This is a genomic window from Citrobacter koseri ATCC BAA-895, from assembly GCF_000018045.1.
GTDB classification, from domain to species: Bacteria; Pseudomonadota; Gammaproteobacteria; order Enterobacterales; family Enterobacteriaceae; genus Citrobacter_B; species Citrobacter_B koseri.
Genome location: NC_009792.1, coordinates 687,264 through 702,968 on the forward strand (window position 1 = coordinate 687,264; position 15,705 = coordinate 702,968).

Annotated in this window: 11 protein-coding genes; 8 read left to right on the top strand and 3 right to left on the bottom strand. The window is 55.1% G+C overall.

Annotated elements, in window-relative coordinates; all coding sequences use genetic code 11:
* The first annotated feature begins 60 nt into the window (after positions 1-60).
* Entirely contained in the window at positions 61-120 is a 60-nt protein-coding gene (locus CKO_RS23230) for a type I toxin-antitoxin system Ibs family toxin (RefSeq protein ID WP_075203763.1), read from the top strand.
* 99 nt (positions 121-219) lie between these two features.
* Here CKO_RS23230 and yegD read toward each other — a convergent pair whose 3' ends face one another.
* Positions 220-1,572, bottom strand: coding sequence for a molecular chaperone (yegD, locus tag CKO_RS03100; RefSeq protein ID WP_024130191.1), 1,353 nt, complete (start codon positions 1,570-1,572; stop codon positions 220-222).
* A gap of 135 nt (positions 1,573-1,707) precedes the next feature.
* Between yegD and alkA the strand changes: the two genes are divergently transcribed.
* On the top strand, positions 1,708-2,577 hold the full coding sequence (gene alkA / locus CKO_RS03105) for a DNA-3-methyladenine glycosylase 2 (protein WP_012131687.1): 870 nt from the start codon (positions 1,708-1,710) through the stop codon (positions 2,575-2,577).
* Here the strand turns inward: alkA and CKO_RS03110 are convergent.
* Positions 2,545-5,874, bottom strand: a complete 3,330-nt coding sequence (locus tag CKO_RS03110) for a diguanylate cyclase (protein ID WP_012131688.1) — start codon at positions 5,872-5,874, stop codon at positions 2,545-2,547. The genes alkA and CKO_RS03110 overlap by 33 nt on opposite strands.
* A 327-nt stretch (positions 5,875-6,201) precedes the next feature.
* On the opposite strand from CKO_RS03110, the gene udk reads away from it, so the two are divergent.
* The 3 genes from udk (at position 6,202) to asmA (ending at position 9,391) form a co-directional block, all read left to right on the top strand.
* Positions 6,202-6,843 (top strand): uridine kinase, encoded by a 642-nt coding sequence (gene udk / locus CKO_RS03115; protein WP_024130192.1) that lies wholly within the window; start codon positions 6,202-6,204, stop codon positions 6,841-6,843.
* 91 nt (positions 6,844-6,934) lie between these two features.
* The gene (dcd, locus tag CKO_RS03120) at positions 6,935-7,516 is read left to right on the top strand and encodes a dCTP deaminase (protein WP_012131692.1); all 582 of its coding nucleotides are present in this window, start codon (positions 6,935-6,937) and stop codon (positions 7,514-7,516) included.
* 21 nt (positions 7,517-7,537) lie between these two features.
* Positions 7,538-9,391: an outer membrane assembly protein AsmA gene (gene asmA, locus CKO_RS03125; RefSeq protein WP_012131693.1), complete on the top strand. Its 1,854-nt coding sequence runs from the start codon at positions 7,538-7,540 to the stop codon at positions 9,389-9,391.
* A gap of 171 nt (positions 9,392-9,562) precedes the next feature.
* On the opposite strand, the gene CKO_RS03130 is transcribed toward asmA, so the two are convergent.
* Positions 9,563-11,146, bottom strand: coding sequence for a TerC family protein (locus tag CKO_RS03130; RefSeq protein ID WP_012131695.1), 1,584 nt, complete (start codon positions 11,144-11,146; stop codon positions 9,563-9,565).
* Between the two features lie 691 nt (positions 11,147-11,837).
* Here CKO_RS03130 and CKO_RS03135 point away from each other — a divergent pair.
* Genes CKO_RS03135 through wzc form a run of 3 tightly spaced genes read left to right on the top strand, consistent with a single transcriptional unit; the run spans position 11,838 to position 15,591 of the window.
* Positions 11,838-12,977 (top strand): polysaccharide export protein, encoded by a 1,140-nt coding sequence (locus CKO_RS03135; protein ID WP_012131699.1) that lies wholly within the window; start codon positions 11,838-11,840, stop codon positions 12,975-12,977.
* Positions 12,978-12,982: 5 nt separating this feature from the next.
* Entirely contained in the window at positions 12,983-13,426 is a 444-nt protein-coding gene (gene wzb, locus CKO_RS03140) for a low molecular weight protein-tyrosine-phosphatase Wzb (RefSeq protein WP_012131700.1), read from the top strand.
* A 2-nt stretch (positions 13,427-13,428) separates the two neighbouring features.
* A complete protein-coding gene (gene wzc / locus CKO_RS03145; protein WP_012131701.1) occupies positions 13,429-15,591 on the top strand; it encodes a tyrosine-protein kinase Wzc in 2,163 nt (720 codons plus the stop codon).
* Positions 15,592-15,705: the final 114 nt, after the last annotated feature.

Here is a 15,705-nt window from a genome sequence, read left to right on the forward strand (position 1 = left end):
AGCAGGACGCTGGAACGGGAAAGCCCCTCCCGAGGAAGGGGCCAAAATAAGGAAAGGGTTATGATGAAGTGCGTCATCATACTGGTGATACTCTTAGTGATTAGCTTTCAGACTTACTAAGACACCAGGGGGAGGGGAAACCCTCCCTAACCCTCACTCCTGAAAATAAGCCACAGCAAAAATAATGTCAATCTGCAAGCCGCTCAGCTTGCGAGGCGGTTAACGAAATACGACGTCCGCCCAGCGCGCAAGACCGGCGGTGACGGAGCCGAAGTCATCGCCGCCAGCAATCGGAATGCCCGGCAACTGCTCCGCCAACGCGTTTTTGATCAGCGGTGAGCGTGCGCTGCCGCCGGTCAGATAGATGACATCCGGTTTTTCCTGCGCATTGTCCAGCGCCAGTTGTACCTGCTCCAGTATACGCGCCAGCGGCTGGCTCAGCGCGGCTTCCAGCCCCTGCTGACTGACAGACGTCGCCAGCTCATCGCTGATAAACGGCAGCGTGGTGAGGATATCGGGCTGCCCGGACAGGGCGATTTTGCTCTCCTCCGCGCTGCGTACCAGACGATAACTGAGGCGCTGACGCCAGACTTTAAGCAGCAGCGCGACTTTATCCGCATCGCGGGCGTCCCGAACCAGCTCGTTGAGCAGGCGACCGTTGGCGCTGCTGTAGAAATCGCTCTGTGCGGGAACATCATTGATCGCGACAGCGTTCCACCACGGCAGAACCGGCAATGCGATGCCTTTTTCGGTTTCGCCGCCCATGCCCAGCAACGGCATCAGGTGTTTAAACGCCAGCGCGATGTCCAGGTCGTTACCGCCCACGCGACAGCCGCTGTGCCCGAGCAGGCTGGAGGCGCGGTCAGCGCGCTGATGCCACTGCGGCCCCATCAGCAGCAATGAACAGTCGGTCGTCCCGCCGCCAATATCCACCACCAGTACGCGCTTCTCTTCCTGCAACGTGGCTTCATAATCCAGACCCGCCGCAACCGGTTCAAACTGGAAGACGACATCCTGAAAACCGGCGCGTTTTGCCGCGCGTTCCAGAATGCCTTGCGCCTGGCGGTTAGCCTCATCGCCACCCAGCCCCTGAAAGTTAATTGGTCGACCAATCACCGCCTGTGTGATGCTTTCCGGCAACTGCGTTTGCGCCATATGACGGATGTGCAACATCATCGCGCAAACCAGATCCTCAAACAGCGCAACCTGCTGCGGTTTTAGGCCGTTAGCGCCGAGGAAGGATTTTGGCGATTTAACGAAGTAAACCTCTTCCGGGTCGTCAATGTAGTGGCTCAGCGAAGCCAGCCCGAACTGCACGCTGCCTGCGCCGACCTCAATATCTTCTTCACGGTTGTAGCGCATTGCGCGCCGCAACAGCGCCTGCGTTTCGTCATCCGTCGCCGAAACCGCGTGATGGCGGTACAGCCACTCGCTGACGGCTTCACGCGTCGGGGCGCAAAGCATTGAGGGCAACAGCGTGCTGTTATTTTCCATTTTTAGCAACTGCGGTTGCCCGTCGCGCATGACGGCAACGGAACAGTTTGCCGTGCCGTAGTCAAAACCAATAAACACCTTAATAATCCCCATGCCAGTGAAGAAGGGGCGTGACTTTAACGAAATGTTGTAATCCCGACAACTGGAATATGAAAGCAAGGCGCGGCGTTTGAATAGCGTTTATGCTGAAGGAGAATAAAAACAGGAGTCGCAATGTATATCCTAAGCTGGCAGCCGCCTTATGACTGGTCCTGGATGTTGGGTTTTCTCGCCGCGCGTGCGGTGAGCGGCGTCGAAACGGTTGAGCCCGCGCGTTACGTTCGCAGTCTGGCGACGGGAGAACATCGGGGACTGATCGCCGTTGTACCGGAGCACCAGACGCATACGCTGCGCGTAACCCTGAGCGCGGGCTTGTTGCCCGTCGCCGAAGAATGTCTGGCAAAAATTGAACGCCTGTTCGATCTGCGCTGTAACCCCGATCAGATTGCCGACGCGCTCGGCAGTCTGGGGGCTGCGCGACCGGGATTGCGCCTGCCCGGCTCGGTGGATGCCTTCGAACAGGGCGTAAGGGCGATACTCGGGCAACTGGTCAGCGTGGCGATGGCGGCAAAGCTGACGGCGAAAGTCGCCCGTTGTTATGGCGATGTGCTTGCCGATGCGCCGGAGTATGTCTGTTTCCCCACGCCGCAAACGCTGGCGGCGGCGGACCCATTCGCGCTTAAAGCACTGGGGATGCCGCTTAAACGCGCAGAAGCGCTGATCCATCTGGCGCGTGCGACGCTGGATGGAACGTTAGAGACGTCCGCGCCGCCGGATATTGCGCTGGGGGTGAAAAACCTGCAAACCTTTCCTGGGATTGGGCGCTGGACGGCCAACTACTTCGCGCTGCGCGGCTGGCAGGCGAAAGATATCTTTTTGCCGGATGATTATCTGATTAAACAGCGGTTTTCGGGAATGACGCCCGCGCAAATCCGCCGTTATGCGGAGCGCTGGAAACCCTGGCGTTCCTACGCGTTGCTGCATATCTGGTATACGGATGGCTGGCAGCCGTCAGTTGATGGCGAAATAACTGGTGTTCAGTAACAGATCCAGCGGCTGGGCATCGGCAATGACGTCGCCGTAAATCAGATCGATGCCAATACCGGAAAGCGCATCCATGATCAGCGGCATTTGTACCGGGCCGGCAATGGTTCTGACGCCCAGCCGCTGCGCATGGCTCTGAATAATCGATACCAGCATTTCATCCATTAAATTACCGTGAAGGCTGGCGCAGAGTTCGCTATCAAGCAACAGGTAGTCAGCCATGTGGGCGCTTAAGCAATCGAAAAGCGCCAGGTCACGGTTGACCTGGCTGAGAACAATGCGACAGCCCGCCTGACGCAGTATCTGTATCGCGGGTATGGCCTTATCGGACTCTTGCATCAGGACATGTGCCGGGATAACCAGATGCAATAAGCGCGGCGGAAGTGGGCTGCGCTCCAGCTGTTCGAGCAGCTCATCAATGAATGTTGCGCGGCTGAGTCCGGCGGCGGAAAGCGGCAGGGCGATGCTCACCCCCTTACTGGCGACGGTGGATGCCGCGTGCTGGAAAAATGTCTGAAACACGCGACGATCGAGCGCGTGGCTGAGTTCGGGATCGGTTAGCCCTGCGCGGAATGCCTGCTCCTCCATGATTTCGCCGTCGCTGGTCCACAGCCGCAGCGAGATCAGCCAAAAACCGCACGTTTCAGGGATGCGCGGCGACGCGACCCCACGGGCGATCATCAATAGAGGATTATCTTTGATTATGCGCCATTGTTCATCCTGAGACGTGACTTCCCGCTCGCTGTGCGCCTGTTCCTGCTGCGCTTCGTACACGGTGACACGTCCCCGACCGTTGTTTTTAGAGGCATAGCAGGCGATATCCGCCTGGGACATCACGTCTGCCGCCAGACGATTGGCGTTATTGATTAGCGTGATTCCGGCGCTGGCGCCAATGGGGTGTTCGCGGTCTTCCCACGTAAAGCGGTATTCATTAATCGCGTTGACGATCCGCGTAGAAATAAAGCGTGCGCTGTCGATATTGCAATCCGGCAGCAGGAGGCCAAATTCGTCCCCGCCCAGGCGGGCCAGCATATCGCTGGAACGCAGCATACTGAGCATTAAGGCGGCCAGTTCGCGAAGCAGCGCATCGCCTGCGGCATGCCCGGCGCTGTCGTTAACGGCTTTAAAGCGGTCAAGATCAATAAAGACCAGCGCATGATGCTGGCGCGTATCGCGTACCGTAAGCAGGATTTCTTTCAGATGGCTTTCAAAACTGACCCGGTTAGCCAGGTGGGTGAGGGCGTCATGAGAGGCGCTGTAGCTGAGCTGGCGCAGCATTTTCCGCGATTCCGTGACGTCCTGAATGACCAGTACGGAGCCGATATTCCCGCCGTCCAGCGTACTGAGCGGCGTAATGCTGTAATGAATGTCGTAGCGACCGCCGTTGCGACAGTGAAGCACCACATCCTGCTCAATGGCGGAACGCGACATATCCGCGCTATAGATATTTTCCATCAGCGGGCCGTTATCGCCAAAAGTGATGCGCAATACCGTCAGCAGCGGGATGCCGATCGCATGCTCCTGCTGCCAGCCGCTCATCTTTTCGGCGACAGGGTTCATAAAGGTTACGTTCATATCGACGTCAATGCAGACAACCGCTTCCCCGATGGAGTCCAGCGTAATGTGCAGGCGCTCTTTTTCCTGATACAGCGCCTCGTTAAGCTGCTTGACTTCGGTCATGTCCATGTTGATGCCAAGCAGGCGTTCCACGTCGCCGTCTTTATCCAGCACCCGGTTCGCCAGGGCGCGGATATGCCGGATGCCATCTTTTACGCCAATCCTGAATTCGAGCTTAAAGGGGAGACGTGCCGCCAGAGACTCGCGGATGATCTTTTCCGTCGGCGCGCGGTCTTCCGGCAACAGGCAGTCGTGCCAGAGTTGCCAGGTGGGTTTGATATGCGGCGGAACCTCATACAGCTCAAACATGCGCTTATCCCAACTGATCACGTCAGGCCGCAGTTCCCATTCCCAGATGCCGATACCGCCCGCTTCGTTCGCCAGCGTAATCCGCTCCATCAAGCGCTTGTTTACCCGTTCGGTATGTTTCAGGTCGTTGATATCTTCAATTTGCGCAATGAAATAGAGCGGGGTGTTGTCGCTATGGCGAACCAGTGAAACGGCCAGTAATGCCCAGACCACATCGCCGTCGCGGGTGTAATAGCGTTTCTCCATGGAATAGCTGTTGATATCGCCGCGCACCAGCATATTCAGCTGTTCAAGGTCGTTATGCAGATCCTCAGGCCAGGTAAGCTGTTGAAAGGTGAGGGCGCGCAGTTCATCCTGGCTGTAGCCAAGAAACTGACACAATGCCTTGTTGGCCTGTAGCCATTGGCCTTCGGTGCCCACTAACGCCATGCCGATCGCGGAATATTCCATCGCGTTACGAAAGCGTAATTCGCTTTCCGTGATATTTTTTTGTTCCGCCCGAAACGCATACATCACCATTGTCATGATGTTGACGGGCAGCAGGATCATTAAAAGCGGCAGCCAGGGAACGTTCATCATGGCGTATGTTTTGGGCGTTGACAGCAGCGCCGGGTCGGATGCCAGCATCAGCGACGTCATCATGACGGTGGCGAGGAAGATCAGAAACGCTTCCATACGCGGCAGACGTATCGCGCTCCACATCAGCAGAACGATAATGCAGGTGAAAGGCCACGGGACGTACAGCATAGAGAGCCAGCTTAGCCCCAGCGTTATCGTCAGCGTAAGCAGCGTTTCAAGCAGTAAGCGGGGATCGCGATGGCGAAGCAGGTAGCGCGGTTTAAACAGCAAGCCTAATGGCACCAGCGCCAGCGCGCCGATAGACTCGGACAGAATCCAAATCAAAAATGTTTTTACTGGTGTCCCTTCGGGCATCAGCAGCCAGAGCAGCGCGCCTCCCAGTAACGGTGGAATCACCGCGCTGCCCGTCGCCAGGCGGAGCCAGTCATTCAGATTTTGTAAGGGGTTATACCAGGGCAGTAGCTTACGTAACAGGATTGCGCCGACCACCGCTTCAATAATATTGATCGCCGTCCAGCCAAAATTCAGCGAACCGGCAGGAGAAAAAACGAGTGACGCGCTTATGCTGCCGAGGGAACAGACCAGTGCGATCCCCGGCCACATCCGTCCTGCGTGGCGATAAAAACCGACCATCATGATTGACGTCGGGAACCACAGCGGCGCCAGCGGTGTATCGAAACGCGACAGTTCCAGCGAGAAGAGTGTAAAGATAAAGGTGAGCAGACCTAAACTGACGAGACGCAGTAGAGGGTGAGGCAAGGTAACTAAAACATGTTGGGTTTGTTTACTCATTACCACGTTATCCGAATAGCCCTTGCCGTCGCGGAGGGCCCGGACGCGTCAGTTTTCATTCAGGATCATGCTAGTACAAACAATTTACGATTTATACGTCAGCGGCTCATAATTTGACATCTCCGGGGGATTAATTCCGGCATAAACGAATAAATCCGGCAGCTGCTTTAAAAATAAGCATTTTAATTTGCGACAGGGAGAGATGGACGGCAATTTAGCGTTCTGTTATCTCGACTGGTATCGTGCCGCTGAAATCCCTATAATTGCCGCGTTTGACGCTTCGGCGTCGCCCTCCCTAACATCCAGGTTAATCAGGTCGCTAAATTTATGACTGTTCAGTCTCATCAGTGCGTCATTATCGGTATTGCTGGCGCATCGGCTTCCGGCAAGAGTCTTATTGCCAGTACCCTTTATCGCGAATTGCGTGAACAAGTGGGTGATGAACATATCGGCGTTATTCCCGAAGACAGCTATTACAAAGATCAAAGTCATCTGTCGATGGAAGAGCGTGTAAAAACCAACTACGACCATCCTAATGCGATGGATCACAGTTTGCTGTTCCAGCATCTGCAAGCGCTCAAGCGCGGTTCGGCGATTGAATTGCCCGTATACAGCTATGTTGAACATACCCGCATGCAGGAAACCGTTCGCGTCGAGCCCAAAAAAGTCATTATTCTTGAAGGGATTTTGCTGCTGACGGACGCGCGTTTGCGTGAAGAGATGAACTTCTCCATTTTTGTCGATACCCCGCTGGATATCTGCCTGATGCGCCGTATTAAGCGCGACGTCAACGAGCGTGGGCGTTCAATGGATTCGGTGATGGCGCAGTACCAGAAAACCGTACGCCCGATGTTCCTGCAATTTATTGAACCTTCCAAGCAATACGCCGATATTATCGTACCGCGCGGCGGTAAGAACCGCATCGCGATTGATATTCTGAAAGCGAAAATCAGTCAGTTCTTTGAATAAGCCCAGCGAATTGTGTACCGTTCAGTGATAACCTGGTTCGCCCTTGACGCGTTGAACGTTAAGGGCCTGATGCACGAAAGGAGAAAGTGCCATGCGTTTGTGTGACCGAGATATTGAAGCCTGGCTGGATGAAGGCCGCTTGTCGATCAACCCGCGTCCTCCTGTTGAGCGTATTAATGGCGCGACGGTGGATGTGCGCCTTGGCAATAAATTTCGTACATTTCGTGGCCACACGGCTGCGTTTATTGATTTAAGCGGCCCGAAGGATGAGGTCAGCGCTGCGCTGGATCGCGTGATGAGCGATGAAATCGTGCTGGATGAAGGCGACGCGTTTTATCTTCATCCGGGCGAGCTGGCGCTGGCCGTGACCTTTGAGTCCGTCACGCTGCCGCCGGATCTCGTGGGGTGGCTGGATGGCCGTTCCTCGCTGGCGCGTCTTGGGCTGATGGTGCACGTTACCGCGCACCGTATCGATCCCGGCTGGTCCGGTTGCATCGTTCTGGAGTTCTACAACTCCGGGAAATTACCGCTGGCCCTGCGTCCGGGAATGCTGATTGGCGCCCTGAGCTTTGAGCCGCTCTCCGGCCCTGCCGCACGCCCTTATAACCGTCGCCAGGATGCGAAATACCGCGATCAGCAAGGCGCTGTTGCCAGCCGGATTGACAAAGACTGAGTCTGCTCCACTGAGGATAGCATGAGACGATTTCTGACGACGCTGATGATTCTCCTGGTCGTGCTGGTGGCCGGTTTCTCGGCGTTGGTGATGTTGGTGAATCCGAATGATTTCCGCGCGTATATGGTGCAGCAGGTCGCTGCGCGTAGCGGATATCAACTGCAACTGGATGGCCCTCTGCGCTGGCACGTATGGCCTCAACTCAGCATCCTCTCTGGACGGATGGCGTTGACGGCGGAAGGCGCCAGCGAACCCCTGGTTCGGGCCGACAATATGCGCCTGGACGTTGCGCTGTGGCCGCTTCTTAGTCATCAGTTGAAGGTTGAACAGGTGATGCTCAAAGGCGCGGTCATCCAGTTGACGCCGCAGACGGAAGCGGCGCGCCGGGAAGACGCGCCTGTTGCGCCAAAAGACAATACGCTGCCGGATGTCCCGGAAGACCGTGGCTGGTCTTTTGATATCAGCAGCTTACGCGTTGCTGACAGCGTGCTGGTGTTCCAGCATGAAGACGACGAGCAAATTACGGTTCGCGATATTCGCCTGCAAATGGAGCAGGATGAACAGCATCGCGGGACGTTTGATTTTTCCGGGCGGGTGAACCGCGATCAGCGCGATCTCTCGCTCTCCTTCAACGGAACGGTCGATGCGTCTGACTATCCGCACAACCTAACGGCCGGTATCGAGCAGCTCAACTGGCAGTTGCAGGGAGCCGATTTACCGAAACAGGGTATTCAGGGCCAGGGGCAATTACAGGCGCAGTGGCAGGAAGGGCAAAAAAGGCTCTCTTTCAGTCAGCTCAGTTTAACCGCCAACGACAGCACCCTGACCGGACAGGCTCAGGTGACGCTGAGCGATGAGCCGGAATGGGCGATCGATCTGCAATTTGGCAAGCTGAATCTGGATAACCTTCTTCCGCGAAATGACGTGGCAAGCACATCCAAAAACGTGGCGCAAACGGGGCAGCAGTCGACGCGGCCGCGGCCGGTTATCGCGTCCCGCGTTGATGAACCCGCTTATCAGGGGCTAAAAGGGTTTTCTGCGGCCCTCTCTCTGCGGGCGGATAACGCGCAGTGGCGTGGCATGGCGTTTACCGACGTGTCGGCGAAAATGACGAATCAGGCCGGTTTGCTGAATATCGTCGAGTTGCAGGGGAAACTCGACGGCGGTGAGATTTCTCTGCCCGGTACGCTGGACGCGAGAGCGGCAAATCCGCGCGCCGTGTTCCAGCCGCGCCTTGAAGATGTGGAAATTGGCACGATTCTGAACGCGTTTGACTATCCCATCGCGCTGACCGGCAAAATGTCGCTGGCGGGTGATTTTTCCGGCGCGGATATTGACGCCCAGGCGTTTCGTCACAGCTGGCAAGGGCAGGCGCATGTTGAAATGCGCGACACGCGTATGGAAGGGATGAACTTCCAGCAACTGGTGCAGCAGGCGGTAACGCGTAGCGGTGGCGATGTGCAGCAATCGCAGCAGAATTTTGATAACGCGACCCGCCTGGATCGCTTTGTCACCGACCTGACGCTGGATAACGGTAAGCTCACGCTGGGCAGCATGGAAGGGCAGTCTGCAATACTGGCGGTTTCCGGTAATGGCGCGTTGAATCTTGTTGAGCAGACCTGCGACACGCAGTTTAACGTGCGCGTGCTGGGCGGCTGGACAGGTGAAAGCAAGCTGATTGATTTCCTGAAAGAGACGCCGGTTCCGCTGCGCGTATACGGTAAGTGGCAGGCGCTGAATTACAATCTCCAGGTTGACCAGATTCTGCGTAAGCATTTGCAGGATGAAGCAAAACGTCGTCTGAGTGACTGGGCGGATCGTAATAAAGAGACCCGCAACGGTAAAGACGTGAAGAAGCTGCTGGATAAGCTGTAAGCGAATCTGAATGCCGGCTGTGAAAACAGACAACATTTGTAGGCCGGGTAAGGCGTTTACGCCGCCATCCGGCAACACCCTACGCCTGATGGCGCTGCGCTTATCAGGCCTACAACGACACAACCGTAGGCCGGGTAAGGCGTCATCCGCCACCCGGCATGCCGTTCAGCCTTACACCTCGTAATCTAACTCGTCATTGCTACGTAACGGTATAATCTGTACTTTCTGTACGCGGTGACTCTCAACCTGCAAGGTTTTCAACAGGTAATCTCCCACCTGAACCTCTTCTCCGGTTTTCGGCACGCGTTGCAGGTATTCCATCAACAACCCCGCGATGGTGTGGTACTCGCGTTTCTCATCCAGCGGCAGCGGAACGTACTGCACCAGATCTTCCAGCGGCATATGGCCGTTGGCGGTCCAGGAGCCGTCCGGGTTTTTCTGAATATCGTGACGGGCGTCGATCTCTTCCACTTCGTTCGGCAGATTACCGGCGATGGTTTCCATGACGTCGCTCAGGGTTACGATCCCTTCAACGGAACCAAACTCATCCACGACAAAAGCAAAATGCGTGCGGGCGTTACGGAACTGCTCCAGCGCCGGAAGCAGCGGCAGCGTTTCAGGAAACACCAGCGGTTGACGGATCAACGCCCGCAGATCGAGCGGATCGCCGCGCAGCGATTGCTGTAGCAGGTCGATGACATGCACCACGCCAAGCAACTCTTCCTGTTCGTCCTCTCCGGTCACTACCAGACGCGTATGCTGGTTTTTTTCCAGCAGGGCGCGAATTTCCTCTTCAGGCGCGTCGAGATCGATGTGCTCAATATCATGGCGCGAGGTCATGATACTGCTGACGGTGCGCTGGTTGAGGTTCAGCACCCGCTCAATCATCTGCCGCTCTTGCGGGTTGAAAATCTGGCTGTCGTCATGATCCGCCAGCATAGCGGAGGTGTCAGCATCCAGCTCGGCATCCTCCTTTTTCCCGCTGAGCAAATGCATCACCGCTTCGGTGGTGCGCTGGCGCAACGTATGGTTGGCGGATAAGAAGCGACGACGGTTGAAGATCGCCAGTTGGTTCAGCGCTTCAATCATCACCGAGAAGCCGATCGCGGCGTACAGATAACCTTTCGGAATATGGAAGCCAAACCCTTCCGCCACCAGGCTGAAGCCGATCATCAGCAGGAAGCTGAGGCAGAGGATCACGATGGTTGGGTGGCTGTTCACAAACCGGGTCAGGGATTTACTGGCCAGCAGCATCAGGCTGATGGCGATAATCACCGCCGCCATCATCACCGCAAGGTGTTCGACCATCCCCACGGCGGTAATGACCGAGTCGAGGGAGAAGATGGCGTCCAGCACCACAATTTGCGCCACCACGCCCCAGAATTTCGCCCCTTTGCGTTGGGTGGGGTTATCGCTGTCTTTCCCCTCCAGCCGCTCGTTGAGCTCCATCGTGGCTTTAAAGAGCAGGAAGAAACCGCCAAACAGCATAATCAGATCCCGGGCGCTGAAGCTCAGGTCGCGTATGCTAAAGAGAGGCTTCGTCAGCGTGACCAGCCACGATATAGACGCCAGCAACAGCAGGCGCATGATCATCGCTAACAGCAGCCCGGTAATGCGCGCACGATCGCGCTGCGCAGGCGGCAGTTTTTCAGCGAGGATGGCAATAAAGACCAGGTTATCAATGCCGAGGACTAACTCGATGACGATAAGCGTGACGAGTCCGGCCCAGATTGATGGATCGGCAATCCATTCCATAGTGAGAATAATACCTTTCGTTATATGACAGTTGTCACAATTCGATCATGGATAAAGCTGGCGCAAAATGCAATGACATAACGTCATTTCTCTTTCTTTTATATCAGGCTTTTATGCTGAAAACGTGGCGGAAAAATAACCATAAAGTTTCCATATGGTACGATTTTTTGAATGTGGATATATTTCGGAAATATCGCAGGTTGGGCGTTAAATATAGAATTTGTCAACATCAATAAAATCCTAAAATTATAATTTCGCCACGCTTAATATTAATCTTAAAAAGGGTGAAGTACAGGCTTGTTACCTTGCCTGCTATTACGTTAACTGCAACAATTCTTGCAGCATTAATGGTGGGCAACAAAAATATCCTGTCGCCGTCAAGCAGGCCATTACTGAGTAACTTTCTTATTTCCTGTGATGTTTCTCTGTCGCGAAGAAGAGGAAATAAAGAGGATTATAAAAACCTAAATTAATCAGTGTATTGGTAGCTAAAAAGCCAAGGGCGGTAGCGTGTCTGATAACCTGGTGACAAGTCTGAATTATTCTGTCAATAGCCTACGGATGAATCCAAATTTTTTAGGACTGATGCCAGTTAAATTTCTTTTCAATTAACTGCAATGTAAATGTGTACAGGCGAAGTCGCTATTTAAATTGCACGGGATAATTACTCTGCCAAAGTGATAAATAATCAATGATGAAATCCAAAATGAAATTGATGCCATTATTGGTGTCGGTAACCTTGATAAGTGGTTGCACAGTACTTCCGGGCAGCAATATGTCTACGATGGGTAAAGACGTGATCAAACAGCAAGACGCTGATTTTGATCTCGACCGTATGGTGAATGTCTATCCGTTGACGCCGCGCCTGGTGGAGCAATTACGACCACGTCCAAATGTGGCGCAGCCCAATATGTCACTGGACCAGGAGATCTCAAGCTACCAGTACCGCGTCGGCCCAGGCGATGTTTTGAATGTGACGGTCTGGGATCACCCGGAACTGACCACGCCCGCCGGGCAGTACCGTAGCTCCAGTGATACCGGCAACTGGGTTCAACCTGATGGCACCATGTTTTATCCCTACATCGGCAAAGTGACTGTGGTGGGCAAAACGCTGGGTGAAATTCGCAGTGATATTACCGGGCGCTTAGCGAAGTACATTGCTGACCCGCAGGTGGACGTTAATATCGCCGCTTTCCGCTCGCAGAAGGCGTATGTCTCCGGGCAGGTGAATAAATCCGGCCAGCAGGCGATCACCAACGTGCCGCTCACCGTTCTTGATGCCATCAACGCCGCAGGTGGTCTGACCGAAAACGCCGACTGGCGCAACGTCGTGCTGACGCACAATGGCCAGGAGCAGCGAATTTCTTTGCAGGCGCTGATGCAAAACGGCGATCTCAGCCAGAACCGGTTGCTCTACCCTGGAGACATCCTGTTTGTACCGCGTAATGACGATCTGAAAGTCTTCGTGATGGGTGAAGTGAAGAAACAGAGCACCCTCAAAATGGACTTCAGCGGTATGACGCTCACCGAAGCATTGGGTACGGCGGAAGGTATCGACCTGACCACCTCCAATGCCAGCGGCATCTTCGTGATTCGACCGCTGAAAGGCGAGGGCGGACGCAATGGCAAGATCGCCAATATTTATCAGCTTGATATGTCTGATGCCACCTCTCTGGTGATGGCGACGGAGTTCCGACTGCAACCTTACGATGTGGTGTACGTCACGACCGCACCGGTTGCGCGCTGGAACCGTCTGATCAATCAGTTGCTGCCGACCATCAGCGGTGTCCGTTATATGACGGATACGGCCAGCGACATTCATAACTGGTAAACGTCATGTTTAACAAAATCTTAGTTGTTTGCGTGGGGAACATTTGCCGTTCCCCGACGGCAGAGCGCTTGCTGAAAAGTTATCACCCGTCGTTAACGGTGGAGTCCGCCGGGCTGGGCGCGCTGGTGGGAAGGGGCGCCGACCGGTCGGCGGTCAGCGTGGCGGCGGCGCATAACCTCTCTCTTGAAGGTCATTGCGCCCGCCAGATCTCCGGGCGTATGTGCCGGGATTATGACCTGATTCTGGCGATGGAAAAACGCCATATCGCCAGACTGTGCGAGATGGCGCCAGAGATGCGCGGGAAAGTGATGTTGTTCGGCCACTGGGACAGCGAGCGTGAAATACCCGACCCGTATCGCAAAAGTCGCGAGGCGTTTGAAGCGGTGTACACATTACTTGAAAGGTCTGCTCGCCAATGGGCGCAGGCATTGAACGCAGAGCAGGTATAACAATGACAGAAAAAGTAAAACAGCTTGCCGCTCCGGTAACGGGCAGTGATGAAATCGATATCGGTCGCCTGGTGGGAACCGTCATTGAAGCGCGCTGGTGGGTGCTTGGCATTACGGCGGTATTTGCGCTGTGCGCGGTGATTTACACGCTATTCGCCACGCCGATTTACAGCGCCGACGCGCTGGTGCAAATCGAGCAAAATACCGGTAACTCGCTGGTGCAGGATATTGGCTCTGCGCTGGCCAATAAACCGCCGGCATCAGAAGCGGAAATTCAGCTGATTCAGTCGCGTCTGGTTCTGGGGAAAACCGTTGACGATCTCGACCTGGATATCTCCGTCACCAAAAACACCTTCCCGCTGTTTGGCGCAGGCTGGGAGCGCCTGATGGGGCGGCAGAATGAGACGGTGAAAGTGACAACGTTCACCCGTCCAAAAGAGATGGGCGAGCAGGTTTTCACGCTTAACGTGCTGAGTGACAAAACCTACGAACTGACCAGCGACGGCGGCTTTAGCGCGCGCGGTCAGGCCGGGCAACTGCTGAGTAAAGATGGCGTGACGATGATGGTGAGCGCTATCCATGCCCGCCCGGACAGTGAATTTACCGTCACTAAATTCTCCACGCTTGGGATGATCAACAATCTGCAAAACAACCTGACCGTGACGGAAAACGGCAAAGATACCGGCGTATTGAGCCTGGCCTTTACCGGTGAAGACAAGGATCAGATCCGCGATATTCTCAACAGCATCACCCGCAACTATCTCGAACAGAACGTTGAGCGGAAATCTGCGGAAGCGGCGAAAAGCCTGGCGTTCCTGGCGAAACAGTTGCCGGAAGTGCGCAGTCGCCTGGACGTCGCGGAAAACAAACTCAACGCCTTCCGTCAGGATAAAGACTCCGTGGACTTACCGCTGGAGGCCAAGGCGGTGCTGGATTCGATGGTGAATATCGACGCCCAGCTTAACGAACTGACCTTCAAAGAGGCGGAAATCTCCAAGCTGTTTACTAAAGCGCATCCGGCTTACCGTACGCTGCTGGAAAAACGTAAAGCGCTGGAAGATGAAAAAGCCAAACTGAACGGGCGCGTGACGGCAATGCCGAAAACGCAGCAGGAAATTGTGCGTCTGACGCGCGACGTCGAATCCGGTCAGCAGGTTTATATGCAACTGCTGAACAAGCAGCAGGAGCTGAAGATCACCGAGGCCAGCACCGTCGGGGATGTGCGTATTGTTGACCCGGCGATTGCCCAGCCGGGCGTGCTGAAGCCGAAAAAAGCGCTGATTATTCTTGGCAGCATTATTCTTGGCCTGATGCTCTCTATCGTCGGCGTGTTGCTGCGTTCGCTGTTTAACCGTGGGATTGAAAGTCCGCAGGTGCTCGAAGAACACGGCATCAGCGTCTATGCCAGCATTCCGCTGTCGGAGTGGCAGAAAGCGCGCGATAACGTCAAAACGATTAAGGGCGTTAAGCGCTACAAACAGAGCCAGTTGCTGGCGGTGGGGAATCCAACCGATCTGGCGATTGAGGCGGTGCGTAGCCTGCGTACCAGCCTGCATTTCGCCATGATGCAGGCGCAAAACAATGTGCTGATGTTGACCGGGGTCAGCCCGTCTATCGGCAAAACCTTTGTCTGCGCCAACCTGGCGGCGGTCATCAGCCAGACCAACAAACGCGTGCTGCTGATCGACTGCGATATGCGTAAAGGCTATACCCACGAGCTGCTGGGCACCAACAACGTGAATGGTCTGTCCGACATTCTGGTGGGCAAAGGGGATATCGCCTCCTGCGCCAAACCCACCTCCATCCCGCATTTCGATCTGGTGCCGCGCGGACAGGTGCCGCCTAACCCGTCGGAACTGCTGATGAGCGAGCGCTTTGGCGAACTGATTGCCTGGGCCAGCGCGCACTATGACCTGGTCTTAATCGATACGCCGCCGATTCTGGCGGTGACCGATGCGGCGATCGTCGGACGGCATGTCGGCACCACGCTGATGGTGGCGCGTTACGCTGTTAACACATTAAAAGAGGTGGAAACCAGCCTGAGCCGCTTTGAGCAGAACGGCATTCCGGTAAAAGGCGTAATCCTCAACTCCATCTTCCGACGGGCGACCGGTTATCAGGATTACGGTTACTACGAGTACGAATACAAGTCGGATTCAAAATAATAAGTCGCCTGATGACGCTGCGCTTATCAGGCCTACAGGGCCGACAAAATTGCTGGTGATTGTAGGCAGGATAAGGTGTTTACGCCGCCATCCGACACTATCCGGGGAATGAGA